Source organism: Cryobacterium sp. CG_9.6 (assembly GCF_029893365.1).
In the GTDB taxonomy this organism is placed as follows: Bacteria; Actinomycetota; Actinomycetes; order Actinomycetales; family Microbacteriaceae; genus Cryobacterium.
The window spans coordinates 2,041,260-2,055,499 of record NZ_JARXUZ010000001.1 but is presented as its reverse complement, the minus strand read 5'-3'; the positions used below and the strand labels follow the sequence as shown (position 1 = coordinate 2,055,499).

Genomic DNA, 14,240 nt, shown 5'->3' with positions numbered 1-14,240 from the left:
TAGAGTCTTCTCCAGTTAGATCGCCGGGGGTGTTCAGCGCAATTATGCTGAACACCCCCGATTCTTGTGCAATTGTGAGGTAGTAATGACCAGTGTGGCGATGAAGCCCTCGGCCCCGGTGGCTGGGCGTGCGTCTAAGAAGAAGAAAACTACGCCGGGGGGAGGTATCGGCCGCTACTTGCTGGTGCGGTTCGTGCTCATCTTTCCCACCATCTTCATCCTGGTCTCCATGGTGTTCTGGCTGATGCGCACGACCGGTGACCCGATCACCGCCGCGCTCGGCGGGCGCCTCGGCCCGGAGCAGTTGGCCGAGCGCATTCAGGCCGCCGGCTACGACCGCCCCATCTTCGTGCAGTATGTGGAGTACCTGGGGCAGGTGTTCACCGGTAATTTCGGCACCACGATCAGCACGAACCGACCGGTCGCTGAGGTGCTCTTCACCTACGGCTCCGCCACGCTGGAACTGGTGACGTATTCTCTCGTCGTCGCGTTCATCGTGGGAATTCCCCTCGGTATGGTGGCCGCTTATTGGCGAGACCGGGCACCAGATGCCTTCCTCCGCGTTTTCGCTATCCTCTGCTACGCCACCCCCGTCTTCTTCGCCGGTCTGTTGCTCAAGCTCGTCTTCGCTGTCTGGCTGAAGGTGCTCCCGGTGGCTGGTCGGGCCACCACGGGGTCCGAGCTGCAGATGCAGCTCCTCCCGAACAAAACCGGTTTGTACACTATTGACGCCCTCCAGACCGGTGACCCCGCTGTTCTCGCTGACGTTCTCGCGCACGCCGTTCTTCCGTCCCTCGCTCTCGGGCTCCTGACCGCCGGCATCTTCCTTCGGCTCGTGCGCACAAACGTGATTGGGACCCTGGGCACCGACTACGTTGATGCGGCACGCTCCCGCGGTGTCAACGAGTTCCGACTGGTACGCAAGCACGCCTACCGGCCCGCGCTGATCCCCATCATCACCGTTATCGGGCTGCAGGTGGCCCTCCTCCTCGGTGGCGCCGTTCTCACCGAAACGACCTTCGAATGGAAGGGTCTCGGCTTTATGCTCATCGAATTCATCAAGGCCCGCGACTTCGTGGCGGTGCAGGGCATTGTGGCGCTGCTGGCCGTCATCGTGGCGCTGTCTAACTTCATCGTGGACGTCATTGCCGCGCTCATCGACCCGAGAGTGCGGTACTGATCATGACAACGGAAACCACACCCACGCCTGCCAGCGACACCCACGCTCCCAAGTCTCCGGCCTGGACCCGCCTTCCCATCGTGCACCAGCTGCGGCAAAGCATTGGGCTGCAACGGGGGATGCTCGTGGTCGGACTGGTGATCACCGCCGTCTTCATCCTCACCGCCATCTTTGCGCCCGTCCTCGCGCCGTACGGCTTCAGCCAGCTGCGCGATGCCGATGGCGCATTCGGCTCCCAGCAGCCACCCAGCGGTATCCACCCACTGGGCACGACCGTGGGCGGATACGATGTGCTCTCCCGTGTCATTTGGGGATCACAGACCGCCATCATCGTGATCATCGTGGCCGTCACCCTGTCACTGTTTGCCGGTGTTGCTCTTGGCCTCGTTTCCGGATACTTCGGTGGCTGGCTCGACCGGGTGCTCGTGGTCATCTGCGATGCCGTCTACGCCTTCCCGACCCTCCTGCTCGCCATCGTGATGGCTATTGTCATCTCGGGCGGACGCTCCGATCTGATCGGCGGTATTCTTGCCGCCGCGATCTCCATCACGGTGGTGTTCATTCCCCAGTACTTTCGGGTGATTCGTGCCGAGACCGTGCGGATCAAGGCCGAAGCCTACGTGGAATCGGCCCGCGTTCTGGGCGCCAGTAACGGACGCATCATGTTCCGTCACGTGCTGCGAAACGCCACCCGTACCCTGCCCCTCATCTTCACCCTGAACGCCTCGGAAGCCGTTCTCACCCTTGCCGGCCTCGGGTTCATCGGTTTCGGTATTGAACCCTCTGCAGCCGCCGAGTGGGGTTATGACCTCAACAAGAGCCTGTCCGACGTGACTAGCGGCATCTGGTGGACAAGTCTGTTCCCGGGCCTGGCCATTGTGCTGGTCGTTCTGGGCGTCACTCTCGTGGGCGAGAGCCTGAATGACCTCGCCGACCCGCGGCTGCGCAGCCGGCGCCGACCCGGCAAGAACGCCGGACTCGTGGCCGAAACCTCGGTCGTTCCCGGGGGAACGCTCACAGCGGGACCCGGCGGACTCGCTGGGCTCGAAACATCCGCACCGATGACTGACGACGGCTTTGAGGTCAAATCATGAGCAGCAATTCGACAGACGTTGTCACCATCAGCAACCTCAATGTGACCTTCGCAACGGACGGCGGAGCCGTGAAGGCCGTCGATGGCGTGAGTCTGCGCGTTGCCCCGGGCGAGGTTCTCGCCATTGTGGGGGAAAGCGGCAGCGGCAAAACAGTCACCGCGAAAACTATTCTGGGCCTGCTCCCGGAAACGGCCGTCGCCCATGGCGCCGTCATCCTGAGCAGCAAGGACGGGTCCAGCTCCAACGACATCCTGTCCGTGACACCTCAGAAGCTCCGTCAGCTGCGGGGAACCGATGTCTCCATGGTCTTTCAGGAACCGTCAACCGCGCTAAATCCCGTCTACACGGTGGGGTGGCAAATTGCCGAGGGGATTCGAGCCCACGGCCAGTTCACCCGCAAAGAAGCGCGGGCGAAGGCCATCGAAATTCTTGGCCGTGTGGGGATTCCCGATCCGGAGTCCCGCATCGACTACTACCCACACCAATTTTCGGGCGGTCAGAAGCAGCGGGTGGTCATTGCCATGGCGCTCGTCCTGGACCCGGGCCTCATCGTTGCCGACGAGCCGACCACGGCTCTCGACGTGACCGTGCAGGCCGAGATCCTCGACCTGCTGCGGCGGTGCCGTGACGAATTCGGCACCGCAATCGTGCTGATCACCCACAACATGGGCGTGGTGGCCGACCTGGCTGATCGGGTGGCGGTCATGTATGAGGGCAAGGTCGTGGAAGAAGCCAACGCCCAGGACCTGTTCAGCAACCCCCAGCACGACTACACCAAGCGTTTGCTGGGAGCGGTGCCGCACGTGGGTCAGGGAACGGAACGGGCATCTGCCCGCGCGCTGGCTCGTGACTCCAGCTGGGCGTCGAGCGTCCCCGTTGTGGTGGCCGATAATCTCAAGATTCAGTATCCGGGACGTTTGGGACGACCGGGTTTCACCGCTGTGGATGGCGTGAGCTTCGTCATCCGCTCCGGAGAAGTGCTGGGCCTCGTGGGCGAGAGCGGCTCCGGTAAGACCACGATCGGCCGGGCCATGGCGGGACTGACCCGGGTGACCGATGGCTCGCTCACGGTGCTGGGGCACGAGATGAACGGGTTCAAGGAACGACAGTTCAAGAGTGCCCGCAGTGACATTGGGTTTGTCTTTCAGGACCCGGCGTCGAGCTTCAATCCGCTGCTCACCATTGCGGAGTGCGTTGCCGAGCCGCTCATTGTGCATGGCCGGGCCAAGAATGCCGTTGCAGCTCGCAAGCGGGTGAACGAACTCCTGGAAGCCGTGCAGCTGCCACGCGGGTTCGGCGACCGTTTTCCCCACGAGCTGAGTGGCGGGCAGCGACAGCGCGCCAGTCTGGCACGGGCGCTAGCCCTCGAACCCACTCTGCTGATCGCCGATGAGCCCACGAGTGCGCTCGACGTGTCGGTGCAGGCGAAGGTTCTGGAGCTCTTCGCGGAGCTGCAACGCGAGTTTGGGTTCGCGGCGCTGTTCATCAGTCACGACCTGGCCGTGGTTGACATTCTCGCCGACCGGATTGCCGTTTTGTACAAAGGCAAGCTCGTGGAGGAGGGAACCGGCGCGGAGGTGCTCGGCGCGCCTCAGGATCCGTACACACAGCGACTGTTGGCCTCCCTGCCGGTGCCGGACCCGCGCGAGCAGGCCGAGCGCAGGGAGAGACTTCGCAGCCTGCGTGCGGCAGGATAGAGCGCATGACACCTGGCGCGGCATCCGTTCTGCCCATTGTGACGAGCGATCTCACCATCGAGTATGCGCCGCATGGTGCCAGCCCGGCCTTCGTGGCCGTGCACGGGCTCAACCTGCGCATCGCGCACGGGGAGGTCGTGGGCTTGCTGGGGGAGAGCGGGTCGGGCAAGAGCACACTCGCGCGCGTGCTCTCGGGCACGGCGTCGTCGTCTGATGTCGGCGGGCTTCGACCCCAAATCACCGGGGGTGAGGCGACCGTGCTCGGTTTTCCGCTGCGCCGCATCAGTCGGCGCCAGTTGCGCCGTCTCACGTTCGGTGTGGGGATGCTGGCTCAGGATGCCGCCGAGACGCTGCCCTCCACCCTGACGGTTGCCGAGATCGTTGCTGAGCCCGTGCTGGAGCGCGATCGGCGGTATAACCGGCGTGCGCTGGACACCCGCGTGGCCACCATGGTTGACGCCGTGCGGTTGCCGCTGGCGGCGCTCGCGAAGTACCCGTACGAGTTGTCGAGCGGTCAGCGTCAGCGGACGGCTCTGGCCCGTGCCCTGATTTTCGGTCCGAGCCTCCTGATTGCCGATGAGCCCACGGCCGGTGTTGACGTTCTGGTGCGAAACGCCGTGGTGGACCTCATTGGGGAGCTGCAGCGGGAGCGCGCCTTCTCGGCACTGGTCATTAGCCACGACCTCGCCGTTCTTCGTCGGGTTGCGAACCGAATCGGCGTGATGCATCAAGGCGTTCTCGTGGGTCTCGGCACGATCGACGAGGTGTTTCACGACCCGTGGCATCCGTATGTGGCCGAGCTGGCTGCGGCGCTTGCAGCGGATAACCCCGCGGCGGCCTCCGATCCCAGTGGTGATGTCGATTCGGTGTAGCGGCGACACGCCCGAGGTGGGCATACCCGGTGCACCGAGGCGCGGGCGAAAAGCTGGTGTTTTGGGGGCAGCCGGGCCGATCGGGGGGGCACCGGGCACGCGATTGGCGTTGCGGAGGTCCACCCACTTGGTAGAGTAGTAAAGCTGCGCCGGTTGGTAAGGCGCAGGTAGTCCTCGATAGCTCAATTGGCAGAGCAGCGCACTGTTAATGCGCAGGTTCTTGGTTCGAGTCCAAGTCGGGGAGCGAAAGGTCACTCAGGGCTCCACCCCGGGTGGCCTTTTTTGTTTAAGGGTTTCGTGAAAGCGGGAAGTATGACCTCGACCGATGATGGCCCTGGTGAGATCGTGGAGCGCCAGAATCGCCGGATTGCCGTGCGGAGCGGTATCGCGGTGGGGCTCGCCACCGCGGCGTACGGGATTTCCTTTGGTGCCCTCTCGGTCGCGGCCGGCCTGTCGATCCTCCAGACCAGTTTTATCAGCCTGGTGATGTTTTCTGGCGGATCGCAATTTGCCCTCGTGGGCGTGCTGGCGGCGGGCGGCGCGGCGGCGGGTCCGGCGGCCATTGCCGGTGCCGCGCTCCTTGGCGTGCGGAACGGAATTTACGGCATCCGCACCTCCCCGATCGTTGGCCGGGGCTGGTGGAAAAGAACGGCGGCGGCGTGGCTCACGATTGACGAGTCCACGGCCGTGGGCCTGGCCCAACCGACGCCACGAAGCCGGCGGACCGGTTTCTGGGTCACGGGCCTGGCTGTGTTCATCGGGTGGAACCTCACCACCCTGCTGGGTGCGCTGATCGGTGATGCGATGGGGGACACCCGCGCCTTCGGACTGGACGCTGCCGCAGCCGCTGCGTTTGTGGGGCTGTTGTGGCCGCGACTGAAGCATCTGCAGCCGATCCTCGTAGCCGTGCTGGCCTTTTTGGTCGCGACGATCAGCACGCCCTGGCTGACACCGGGACTTCCCGTGCTCGTGGCGGCGCTCGTGGCCGTGATCGTGGGCTGGTTCAACTGGTTTGCACGACCCGCGGACGTGGCGCCGGCCGTGGAGATGCACTCGTGACGATCTGGCAGATCGTGATCGCCGCCTCCATCGCTGTTTTGGCGATCAAGTTCGCCGGCTATCTCGTGCCGGTGCGGGTGCTCAGTCGTCCGGCGCCGGCCCGCATCGCGGATCTACTCACGGTGGCGCTACTCGCGGCACTGATTGCCGTGCAGACCCTCGGAACGGGTCAGGCGATTGTCCTTGATGCCCGGGTGCCGGCCGTGCTCGTGGCCGCACTCCTGTTCTGGCTCAAGGTGCCTTTCATTGTTGTGGTGCTTGCCGCAGCCGTGGTGGCTGCGGCAATCCGCGCTTTCCTCTAGGGCTGGTTAGCCCTCAAGGTTGTCAATGCCGGGCAGCCAGCTGAGTCCGGGTTGACCCCAGCTGCGCTTGCGGCTGACCTTGCGTGCCATTTTGAGATAGATGTGTTCGAGACGGTCGACGTACAGGGTGCCGTCGAGGTGGTCGAATTCGTGCTGGAAGATGCGCGCCAGCCACCCATCGGCACGGATTTCAAAGGGCTTCTGATCGAGGTCGATGGCCCGCAAGATGGCGGACTCGGCGCGTCGTAGGGGAAAACGTTCACCGGGGAAGGACAAACAGCCCTCCTCGTCGTCAAGGTCTTCCTCGTCCTCGTCATCGGTCTGTGTCACGCCGGCGGGCACGGGGGTGATCCAGAGTTCCGGGTTGATCGCCACGCCACGCCAGGTGACGTCATCATCGTCCTGAAAGTTATACGTGAAGATGCGAAGGCCTACGCCCACCTGCGTGGCGGCGAGGCCGACGCCGGGGGCGGCATCCATTGTTTCGAACATGTCGTGCACCAACAGACGCAGCTCGTCGTCGAATTCGACAACGGGAGCTGCGGGGGAATGCAGAACGGGGTCACCTGAAATTACTATTGCGCGTACGGCCATTCCTCAAGAATATCGGCAAAGATCTGGGTAAGGTCATGTGGTGACCACGGACCTGACAGATCTGGCGGCGGAAATCACAATTGATCCGCGGCAGGCCATCGGAATACCGTTGGCCCTGATAGGCGCGATCTTTCTTTCGTTGGGGGCGCAGTTTCAGCACCGCGGGGTCAACAAGGTTGAAGCAACAACCGTGGAAGCTACGAGTGGGCTGAATCCTCGACAGCTGATGCTGCTCCTCAGTCGGCCGTCGTGGGTGTTCGGTACCCTCATGCTCGGCCTGGCTATCGTGTTTCAGCTGACCAGTCTGGGGTTTGCGCCCATCATTGTGGTGCAGCCGCTGGGTGCGGTTGCTTTGGTGATCACGGCCATTCTCAACTCCCGCCTCACGCGCATACCGCTCAACCATGGGTCGAAGGTGGCCATCGCCATGTGTGTCGGGGGTGTGGGCCTGTTCGTCACCGTGGCCGCATTCACAGCCGTGGACAAGCCGGTGACCGATGCGAATCTGATCACGATTCTCACCGTGCTCGCCATTGTCTTGGTGATCTTCGGAGTCGCCTTCGCGCTCTTGCGATCTCGCTTTCAGGCCATTTTCTACATCATCGGCGCGGGCGTGCTGTACGGCTTCGTGGCAACGCTCGCCAAGGTGGTGATCAACCGGGTCAGGTTTGGTGATTTTGAATGGTTGACGGTGCTGTGCGTGTTGGGACTCGGGCTCGCCGCCGCCCTCGGCGGTTATTTTGTGCAAAATGCCTACTCTTCCGGGCCCCCGGACCTGGTGATTGCCGGACTGACCGTGATCGACCCGTTGGTGGCCGTGGGAATTGGAATCGTGGTGTTGGGGGAGACATCGCAGGCTCCAGCCTGGGCGGCGATCCCCTTTGCGATCGCCGGCGTGGTCGCCATTTGGGGCGTGTTTTTGCTGGCCAGATACCATCCGCAGCTCGATCGCTGATGGTGGAAAGAATCGGGGCGCGCCCGTAACGCAAACCCCCAGATTGACCAATCGGTTTAGAATAAAGCGCTAAGACATCTCATCACAGCCGACAGATAACTTTTCTCGCCGGACGAAGATCCCCGGCACACAACGTAGGGACCTCGCCTCTTGTCAGATTCAACCGACGTGCAGAGCAACTCGGCATCGGAAGTTGCACCGCAGGCACAGAAGCCGATCCGCGTGCTGATTGCCGCTGATACTTTCGCACCCGATGTGAATGGCGCTGCCAAGTTCGCGGAGCGACTGGCGGCCGGACTCGTGTCCCGCGGCCACGAGGTGCAGATCATGGCTCCGTCCCCGACCCGTAAATTCGGTACATGGACCGAAATGCATGAGGGTCAACCCATGACGGTGCATCGCCTGCACAGTTGGCGCTGGTATCCGCATGAGTGGCTGCGATTCGCCCTGCCCTGGATTGTGCGGCGTGAGAGCCGGCAGATTCTAGACAGTTTCCGTCCGGATGTGGTGCACTTTCAGTCGCACATCAACATGGGTCGCGGTGTCACCATCGAGGCGAAGAAGCGCGGAATCCGAATTATCGGCACGAATCACGTCATGCCCGAGAACATGGTGAAGTTCTCGCTAATACCGGTCGGCTTCCAAGACCGGGTGATTAAGGCCGCCTGGCGGGCTGCCCATCGAACATTCGGTCGGGCTGCGGCTGTCACCACGCCAACCCGGCGTGCTGCACAGTTTCTCGAGAAGTACACCGGGCTCACCGGTGTGCTTGCCATTTCCTGTGGCATCGATGCGGATAACTACTCTCCCAACTTCGAACCGCGCACGGAGAATCGAATTCTTTTCGTGGGACGCGTCACGAGTGAGAAGCAGATTGACGTGCTCCTGCAGGCCGCGGCTCTTCTAGACCCGACCCTGCGTGCGCAGATCGAAATCGTGGGCGGTGGCGATCAGAGACGCACCCTTGAGCACCTGGCGGCAACACTGGGCATCAGCGCCAACGTCACGTTCACCGGATACGTCACCGACGAGGAGCTTCGGGCCACGTACTCCCGCGCCACTCTGTTTGCGATGCCGTCCATCGCTGAGCTGCAGAGCATTGCCACGATGGAGGCCATGGCCTCGGGTTTGCCCGTGGTGGCCGCTGATGCCATGGCACTCCCACATCTCGTGCACGATCAGGAGAACGGCTATCTTTTCCGGCCGGGTGATGCGCAGGACCTCGCAGATAAGATCACACGTCTGCTCAGTCTCTCCCCGGACAAGCTGGAGGCCTTCAAACGCGAGTCGCTGCGGTTAATCGAGGCACACGACATCCGCCGCACCTTGAACACCTTCGAATGCCTGTATCGTGGTGAACCGGTGACCGACACGGTCACCAACGGCGCTTCGACTCGTGCCACGGACTGAAATCTGTGGAATGGCCGAACGTCCGGGGCGGTAGCTCAGCTGGTTAGAGCACCGGGCTCATAACCCGTCGGTCCTGGGTTCAAGTCCCAGTCGCCCTACTGTTAATTACATGTGATCAGGTTTCTTGTCCCAACCAAAAGGGCAAGACTTGATGCACTCACCGTTTATTCACCGTTTGATGTGGTGCGGAGCAAACTGAACCCTCGACATCAAGAGGGAGCACTGCAGTTGACATCGCCGGCGGTGAGCGGATGCCGCCTCCATCGTGTGCGACATCTGTAGCGACAGTAATGCCCAACGGAAACCACCTAAGTTCAAAGCCATTCAGTACCAAGTAAAAGGGAACACATCCATGCACCCCCTCACCAAGAACGAAGCAGGAGCAATCGTGCGTGCCGCGCGCATCCGAGCGGGCCTGACCTGGGCCGAGCTGGCAACCGAACTGGATGCTGCGCCGGTCTGGACTACCGCAGCGCTTCTGGGCCAGCACCCGTTGAGCACTAAGCAGGCACGGCGCGCCGCTGAACTGCTCGAGCTCGACGAGAACGTCGTGACAGCCCTGCAGGATCAGCCCTATCGCGGGAGCGACCCTGCAACCGCCGCCGACCCCACGATCTATCGCTTCCACGAAGCCATCTCCGTGTACGGGCCGGCGCTCAAGGAGCTGATCCACGAGGAGTTCGGAGACGGAATCATGAGCGCGATCAATTTCTCGATCGACGTTGCCCGCCGCCCCGATCCCGACGGCGATCGGGTGGTGGTGACCTTTGACGGAAAGTTCCTCGACTACCGCTGGTAAGAAGCCTGCCCTCGCGGGAGCAGGCAGTACTCAAATAATCACTCAGCAATGCAGCGACCACTGAACTCACCGGGTGTCTGGGTGTGCACGTGTACGCCACGCTGATCGTGCTCACGGTCGGAACCGGCGCGTCCGGCAGCTGTGCCAACTGGTGGACCGGCAACTGCTTCTTCGAGGCTGTCCAATGGTTGGACATGGACGCAACCACGATCCGCGCGTGATCCGGTCTCACTCGTCCCCTGTGCAACCCGTCGGTCCTTGGTTCACGTCCCAGTTGCCCGACTGTAAATTGATCTGATCAAGGTTTCTTGTCCGAGCCACCCCCTCGCTGATCGCACCGCCCCCTCGCTGATCGAGCTTGTCGAGATCACTACGATCCGATTCGAGTCGCCTGGGGTGGCCTCGAATACCTACGGGTTCTGGATAAACAACGACTTCTGAGGCTCGAACTTGAGCCCGTCCTCACCACAAGTGAGCTCGCCGACTATCTCGGCGTGCATGTACTGGCCATTTACGATCTGCGCACCGATGGGCGAGGTCCCTTCGGCATTCGGGTTGGACGGGAGATCCGCTACCGCGTCTCCGATGTTCCTTATTGGCTTGAGCGGCTGCATGAGCTGGTGGCACTAGCGACTCGATGAATGCGAGTTCGCCATTCACGGATCTCGTTACGGCGTGGTTGGAGGACGTGATGCTCGATGTGGACCGCACGCAGGGGACCAAAGAGGCCTATCAACGCGAAATACGTGGGTTGGAGTTGCCTGGCGCCGCCCGAGCGCTAGACGTCACATCGCAATTCCTCCGCGTGGACGGGGCTGTGAATTCTGGCGATGTCGCAAAATCTTGTCGGCACGGTGGGCCGTAGGCTCGAGGCATGGTTTCACCGCGAGAGATTGATCTGGATACGTGGCCCCGGCGTGAGCACTTTGAGCATTACCTCACACGCGTGGAATGCACGTATTCGATCACGATCGATCTGGACGTCACGGAGCTCACTGCTGAACTTCGTCGGTCGCCGCGGCAAACCTATCTTGCTCAGATTTGGGCCATCGCCTCAGTCGTGAATCGTCATCCGGAGTTTCGGATGACCCTGGTCCACGACACCGCGCCAGGAACGTGGGACGTGGTGCATCCCGCCTTCACGGTCTTCAACCGCGACCGTGAAACGTTCGCCAGTGTCTGGTCTCCGTTTCACGCGGACTTCTCCACGTTTCACGAGCAGGCTTCAGACGTTATAGCGACGCACCGAAATGCCACCGCGTTCCAGCCACAGTCGGACATGCCCCCGAATGCTTTCGACGTATCCAGCATCCCGTGGACGTCATTCACCGGTTTTAGTTTGCAGATCCGTGATGGTTGGAAGCATCTTCTCCCGATTTTCACCGTGGGCCGGTACAAACAAGTCAACGGGAGAACGCTCATGCCTCTCGCTGTTCAGGTGCACCACGCGGCGGCTGATGGTTTCCACACGGCACGCCTCGTTCAGGAGTTGCAAGATCTCTTCTCCCAGCCTTCTTGGCTGTCCGCGTAGGGAGCGCTTCAGATGCTCGCCCACACACCATTACGCATCCGTCCCGCGGGGCCGCTCGATTTCGATTCCATCGAGTCGATGGAAAACCGCGCCGACAGGCGGTTCATCGAACGATTGGAGCCGAAAGGCTGGGAGGCTGCGCCGACCGGGGCTTCGCGGGCATCCGGTCAGGGCTATCTCCTCGTGGGCGAGGTCACCTCAGCGACGCTCGTGGGCTTTGTGCACGTGATCGAGGCGGCTGGCCACGTTCACCTGGAGCAGCTGTCCGTGTTGCCCGAATACGGTTGCCGTGGTTATGGCCGAGCTCTCCTCGATGCGGCCATGAACGAGGCAAGGCGGCGAGGCTACCGGCTGTTGACCCTCCGCACCTATGCCGACATTCCGTGGAATGCGCCGTTTTATACCCGTGCTGGTTTTATTGAAGTTGACGCTACGACGGCGTTTCATTCGAAGCTGATCGAATCGGAACTTCGGCTTGGCCTGACAAAGTATGGCCGCCGAATTCAGATGGTGGCCGAGCTGAACTGAAGGAACCTGTCGTGAGTGTTGTCTCTTGAGACGTCGCGAACGCGTTCCAGTTGAGAGACGCGGAACCAACCCCCGCCGCGGAGATATTAATCGTGGACCTGCTCGGTCTCTTTCACCCCGAAGCGCTCTGCGCCATCGACACAACGATATGGTGCGACGTCGGTCTGGCAGCGTTAGCTCAGCAAGGCATGCCCAGAGACGCGCTGCTCGGCAGAACTCATGGCGCGCTTTGGCGAGATGTATGGATACCCAATGAGCGAGATTTCACCGCAAACTTTGCTCCTCGTGATCGAGCGGATTTGATGTACTCGGGCGCATCGTGAAACGGTGGGCGGTGTGCAGCAAGCTGATCCTTCAATGTGGCACCTACGGCGGAGACATCGCTGCGCTCACCGGCTGATCCTGGCAATGTGGTTGGATCGGACTATGAGCCCGATCCTGAGCAGTCGGCTGGCGATCGTTCTCCTCGCGCTCGCCGCTGTATGTGGGCTCCCTGTCGTGGCGGCTGTGTATGCGGCGCGCAGTCCGGATTACCAATGTGTCATGGCACAGATTTTGCCCAACGGTGCCGTACGTGAACGAGGAGCCACCGGGAATTTCCAGTTGTGGCCTCTGGGGCTGGAATGTCGTTACGAAAATTCGTCCGGTGAGCGCTTGGCCGTCTCACCAGGATGGTTCGTGACCGGGCTGGCGACTGCCAGCCTGACGGCGTTGCTTGCCGCCGTCGCTGTGCGGACATCTGCTTTGGTGCGTGCGGCGAAAACCTGACCGCCGTCGCAGACGAGGCGATGAAACGGGGTCAGCTAACTGCCCGATAATAAATTCCTCCTTCCTTGCTGACCGGTTGGTTCCCAGACGTTCCCCGTAGCGGCCGCAGCGGCGGAGCTCATAAGACGTCGGCCGCGAGAAGAACTCATCGGTGACGACTCAGATCGGTTTTGAGAAGGCAAGCAGATGTCGCGCCGCGCGCCGACTCTTCAAGTGGCAGGCAGGCTTTTCGGTAACAACTGGCAGAACTATCGCCACCAGTCATTCGCAGGGAGACCCCCTGTGTTGATACGTTGCACCCATGGGGAAAAACAGTGTTGTTCCATTTGTGGTCTCAGGGGTCGTTCTACTTCTTGCGTTGACGGGATGCGTCGCTCCGTCACCGCCACCGTCGAATTCCGTCGCCCCATCGCCTGCCTCACCAACGGCGGAACTCTCGTCGGCGCCGGCATCGCGGTTTGACGTGGTGTGCGCCGACCTGGTCACAGCCGGCGAACTCGAGGCAGTTTTTGGTCCCACCAACTATCAGCCACGGACGAATTGGTTGCCGTCGCTGTCTCCGGTGAAGTACGCCGTGCAGAATACGGGCGGTGTGAGTTGTACGTGGGGAAATGATGACGTGCCCGTTGGCGGTGTTGCCAATCGGGCGTATCAGGAACTGACCGTGCAGGTGCTTCCGGATGCCAACGCTGCGCAGCTAGAACGGCATACGGGGGATGATCCGCTCGACGACTCTCCGGCCTTCGGAGACACCTCTAGTACGAGGTGTGTGGGGAGCATCCGCCTCTGCACGTCCAACATTGTTGTGGGTGACGCGTGGATCGATGTGTTCGTCGACGGTGTGGCCGTCGCCGAACCGGCCGCAGACGCCGACGTCACGGCCATCGTCGCGCCGGTCCTGACGGCGATAACCTCACGGATGTCCGTGGCCGCAAATAACGTGGCCCCGACGGCTGCGATCGATGCGCGCACCGATTGTGACGTCATTCTTCCCGCTGAGACGGTGCAGTCCGTGTTCGAGGCGGCCGAACTGCCCGGGTATTCCATCTATAACGGCGGCGGTTGGAGCGTCATGACCGGAGCGGCGACGCTCGCTGGCGTGACGCGGTGCATGGTGGGGCCGTCGGGTTCTGACGCGATGCTGGCCAACCTGGAAATGCTGCCCCACGGAGCGTGGGCGCTGAGTGCGGCTGAGGTAGAGCGCGGCGTGTGGGACAACCACGAAGCGGTCAGTGTTGCCGGCGTGACTGAGCAGTCCTACCTTGTGTGCCCTGTCGGCGCGATCTCGGCGTGTTCGGTCGACTTCGTCGTCGGTGACGCCTGGGTGAGGCTGGGCACGTTCATCGACGGGCAAAACCCGGTCAGCGCTCCTGATCCGGGCAAGGTCCTTGAGCTTGCCGGTTATGTGGCCTCCACTCTGAAGTAATCGGGCCGCAAGATCTCAGACGTTT

The 14,240-nt window shown here is 62.0% G+C and carries 16 protein-coding genes and 2 tRNA genes; 17 read left to right on the top strand and 1 reads right to left on the bottom strand.

Annotated elements, in window-relative coordinates; translation table 11 throughout:
• Positions 1 to 85 precede the first annotated feature (85 nt).
• The 7 genes from H4V99_RS09450 to H4V99_RS09420 all read left to right on the top strand — a co-directional run bounded on the left by H4V99_RS09450 (position 86) and on the right by H4V99_RS09420 (position 6,204).
• A complete protein-coding gene (locus H4V99_RS09450; protein WP_280677668.1) occupies positions 86 to 1,180 on the top strand; it encodes an ABC transporter permease in 1,095 nt (364 codons plus the stop codon).
• Positions 1,181 to 1,182: 2 nt separating this feature from the next.
• Positions 1,183 to 2,274 carry an ABC transporter permease gene (locus tag H4V99_RS09445; protein ID WP_280677666.1) on the top strand — a complete coding sequence of 364 codons (1,092 nt, stop codon included), beginning with the start codon at positions 1,183 to 1,185 and terminating at the stop codon, positions 2,272 to 2,274.
• The gene (locus H4V99_RS09440; RefSeq protein WP_280677663.1) at positions 2,271 to 3,971 is read left to right on the top strand and encodes an ABC transporter ATP-binding protein; all 1,701 of its coding nucleotides are present in this window, start codon (positions 2,271 to 2,273) and stop codon (positions 3,969 to 3,971) included. Before H4V99_RS09445 ends, H4V99_RS09440 begins: the two co-directional genes overlap by 4 nt.
• Positions 3,972 to 3,976: 5 nt before the next feature.
• Positions 3,977 to 4,843, top strand: a complete 867-nt coding sequence (locus tag H4V99_RS09435; RefSeq protein WP_280677661.1) for a dipeptide/oligopeptide/nickel ABC transporter ATP-binding protein — start codon at positions 3,977 to 3,979, stop codon at positions 4,841 to 4,843.
• A gap of 171 nt (positions 4,844 to 5,014) precedes the next feature.
• Positions 5,015 to 5,087, top strand: a tRNA-Asn gene (locus H4V99_RS09430).
• 68 nt (positions 5,088 to 5,155) lie between these two features.
• The gene (locus tag H4V99_RS09425) at positions 5,156 to 5,902 is read left to right on the top strand and encodes an AzlC family ABC transporter permease (protein ID WP_280677659.1); all 747 of its coding nucleotides are present in this window, start codon (positions 5,156 to 5,158) and stop codon (positions 5,900 to 5,902) included.
• On the top strand, positions 5,899 to 6,204 hold the full coding sequence (locus H4V99_RS09420) for an AzlD domain-containing protein (RefSeq protein WP_280677657.1): 306 nt from the start codon (positions 5,899 to 5,901) through the stop codon (positions 6,202 to 6,204). Before H4V99_RS09425 ends, H4V99_RS09420 begins: the two co-directional genes overlap by 4 nt.
• A 6-nt stretch (positions 6,205 to 6,210) precedes the next feature.
• On the opposite strand, the gene def is transcribed toward H4V99_RS09420, so the two are convergent.
• Positions 6,211 to 6,798 (bottom strand): peptide deformylase, encoded by a 588-nt coding sequence (gene def / locus H4V99_RS09415; RefSeq protein ID WP_280677655.1) that lies wholly within the window; start codon positions 6,796 to 6,798, stop codon positions 6,211 to 6,213.
• 40 nt (positions 6,799 to 6,838) lie between these two features.
• On the opposite strand from def, the gene H4V99_RS09410 reads away from it, so the two are divergent.
• The 10 genes from H4V99_RS09410 to H4V99_RS09365 all read left to right on the top strand — a co-directional run bounded on the left by H4V99_RS09410 (position 6,839) and on the right by H4V99_RS09365 (position 14,215).
• Complete coding sequence (locus tag H4V99_RS09410; protein ID WP_280677653.1) at positions 6,839 to 7,753, top strand: DMT family transporter; 915 nt, start codon at positions 6,839 to 6,841, stop codon at positions 7,751 to 7,753.
• Positions 7,754 to 7,903: 150 nt separating this feature from the next.
• Positions 7,904 to 9,163 (top strand): glycosyltransferase, encoded by a 1,260-nt coding sequence (locus tag H4V99_RS09405; RefSeq protein WP_280677650.1) that lies wholly within the window; start codon positions 7,904 to 7,906, stop codon positions 9,161 to 9,163.
• 24 nt (positions 9,164 to 9,187) lie between these two features.
• Positions 9,188 to 9,261: transfer RNA gene (locus H4V99_RS09400), tRNA-Ile, on the top strand.
• 254 nt (positions 9,262 to 9,515) lie between these two features.
• Entirely contained in the window at positions 9,516 to 9,962 is a 447-nt protein-coding gene (gene cynS / locus H4V99_RS09395; RefSeq protein WP_280677648.1) for a cyanase, read from the top strand.
• An 83-nt stretch (positions 9,963 to 10,045) separates the two neighbouring features.
• Positions 10,046 to 10,183: a hypothetical protein gene (locus H4V99_RS09390; protein ID WP_280677646.1), complete on the top strand. Its 138-nt coding sequence runs from the start codon at positions 10,046 to 10,048 to the stop codon at positions 10,181 to 10,183.
• 159 nt (positions 10,184 to 10,342) lie between these two features.
• A complete protein-coding gene (locus tag H4V99_RS09385) occupies positions 10,343 to 10,603 on the top strand; it encodes a helix-turn-helix domain-containing protein (protein ID WP_348522377.1) in 261 nt (86 codons plus the stop codon).
• Between the two features lie 233 nt (positions 10,604 to 10,836).
• Positions 10,837 to 11,493, top strand: a complete 657-nt coding sequence (gene catA, locus H4V99_RS09380) for a type A chloramphenicol O-acetyltransferase (protein WP_280677644.1) — start codon at positions 10,837 to 10,839, stop codon at positions 11,491 to 11,493.
• Between the two features lie 12 nt (positions 11,494 to 11,505).
• Positions 11,506 to 12,021, top strand: a complete 516-nt coding sequence (locus H4V99_RS09375) for a GNAT family N-acetyltransferase (RefSeq protein WP_280677642.1) — start codon at positions 11,506 to 11,508, stop codon at positions 12,019 to 12,021.
• 426 nt (positions 12,022 to 12,447) lie between these two features.
• The gene (locus H4V99_RS09370; RefSeq protein WP_280677640.1) at positions 12,448 to 12,789 is read left to right on the top strand and encodes a hypothetical protein; all 342 of its coding nucleotides are present in this window, start codon (positions 12,448 to 12,450) and stop codon (positions 12,787 to 12,789) included.
• A 301-nt stretch (positions 12,790 to 13,090) separates the two neighbouring features.
• Positions 13,091 to 14,215, top strand: coding sequence for a hypothetical protein (locus H4V99_RS09365; protein ID WP_280677638.1), 1,125 nt, complete (start codon positions 13,091 to 13,093; stop codon positions 14,213 to 14,215).
• Positions 14,216 to 14,240 lie beyond the last annotated feature (25 nt).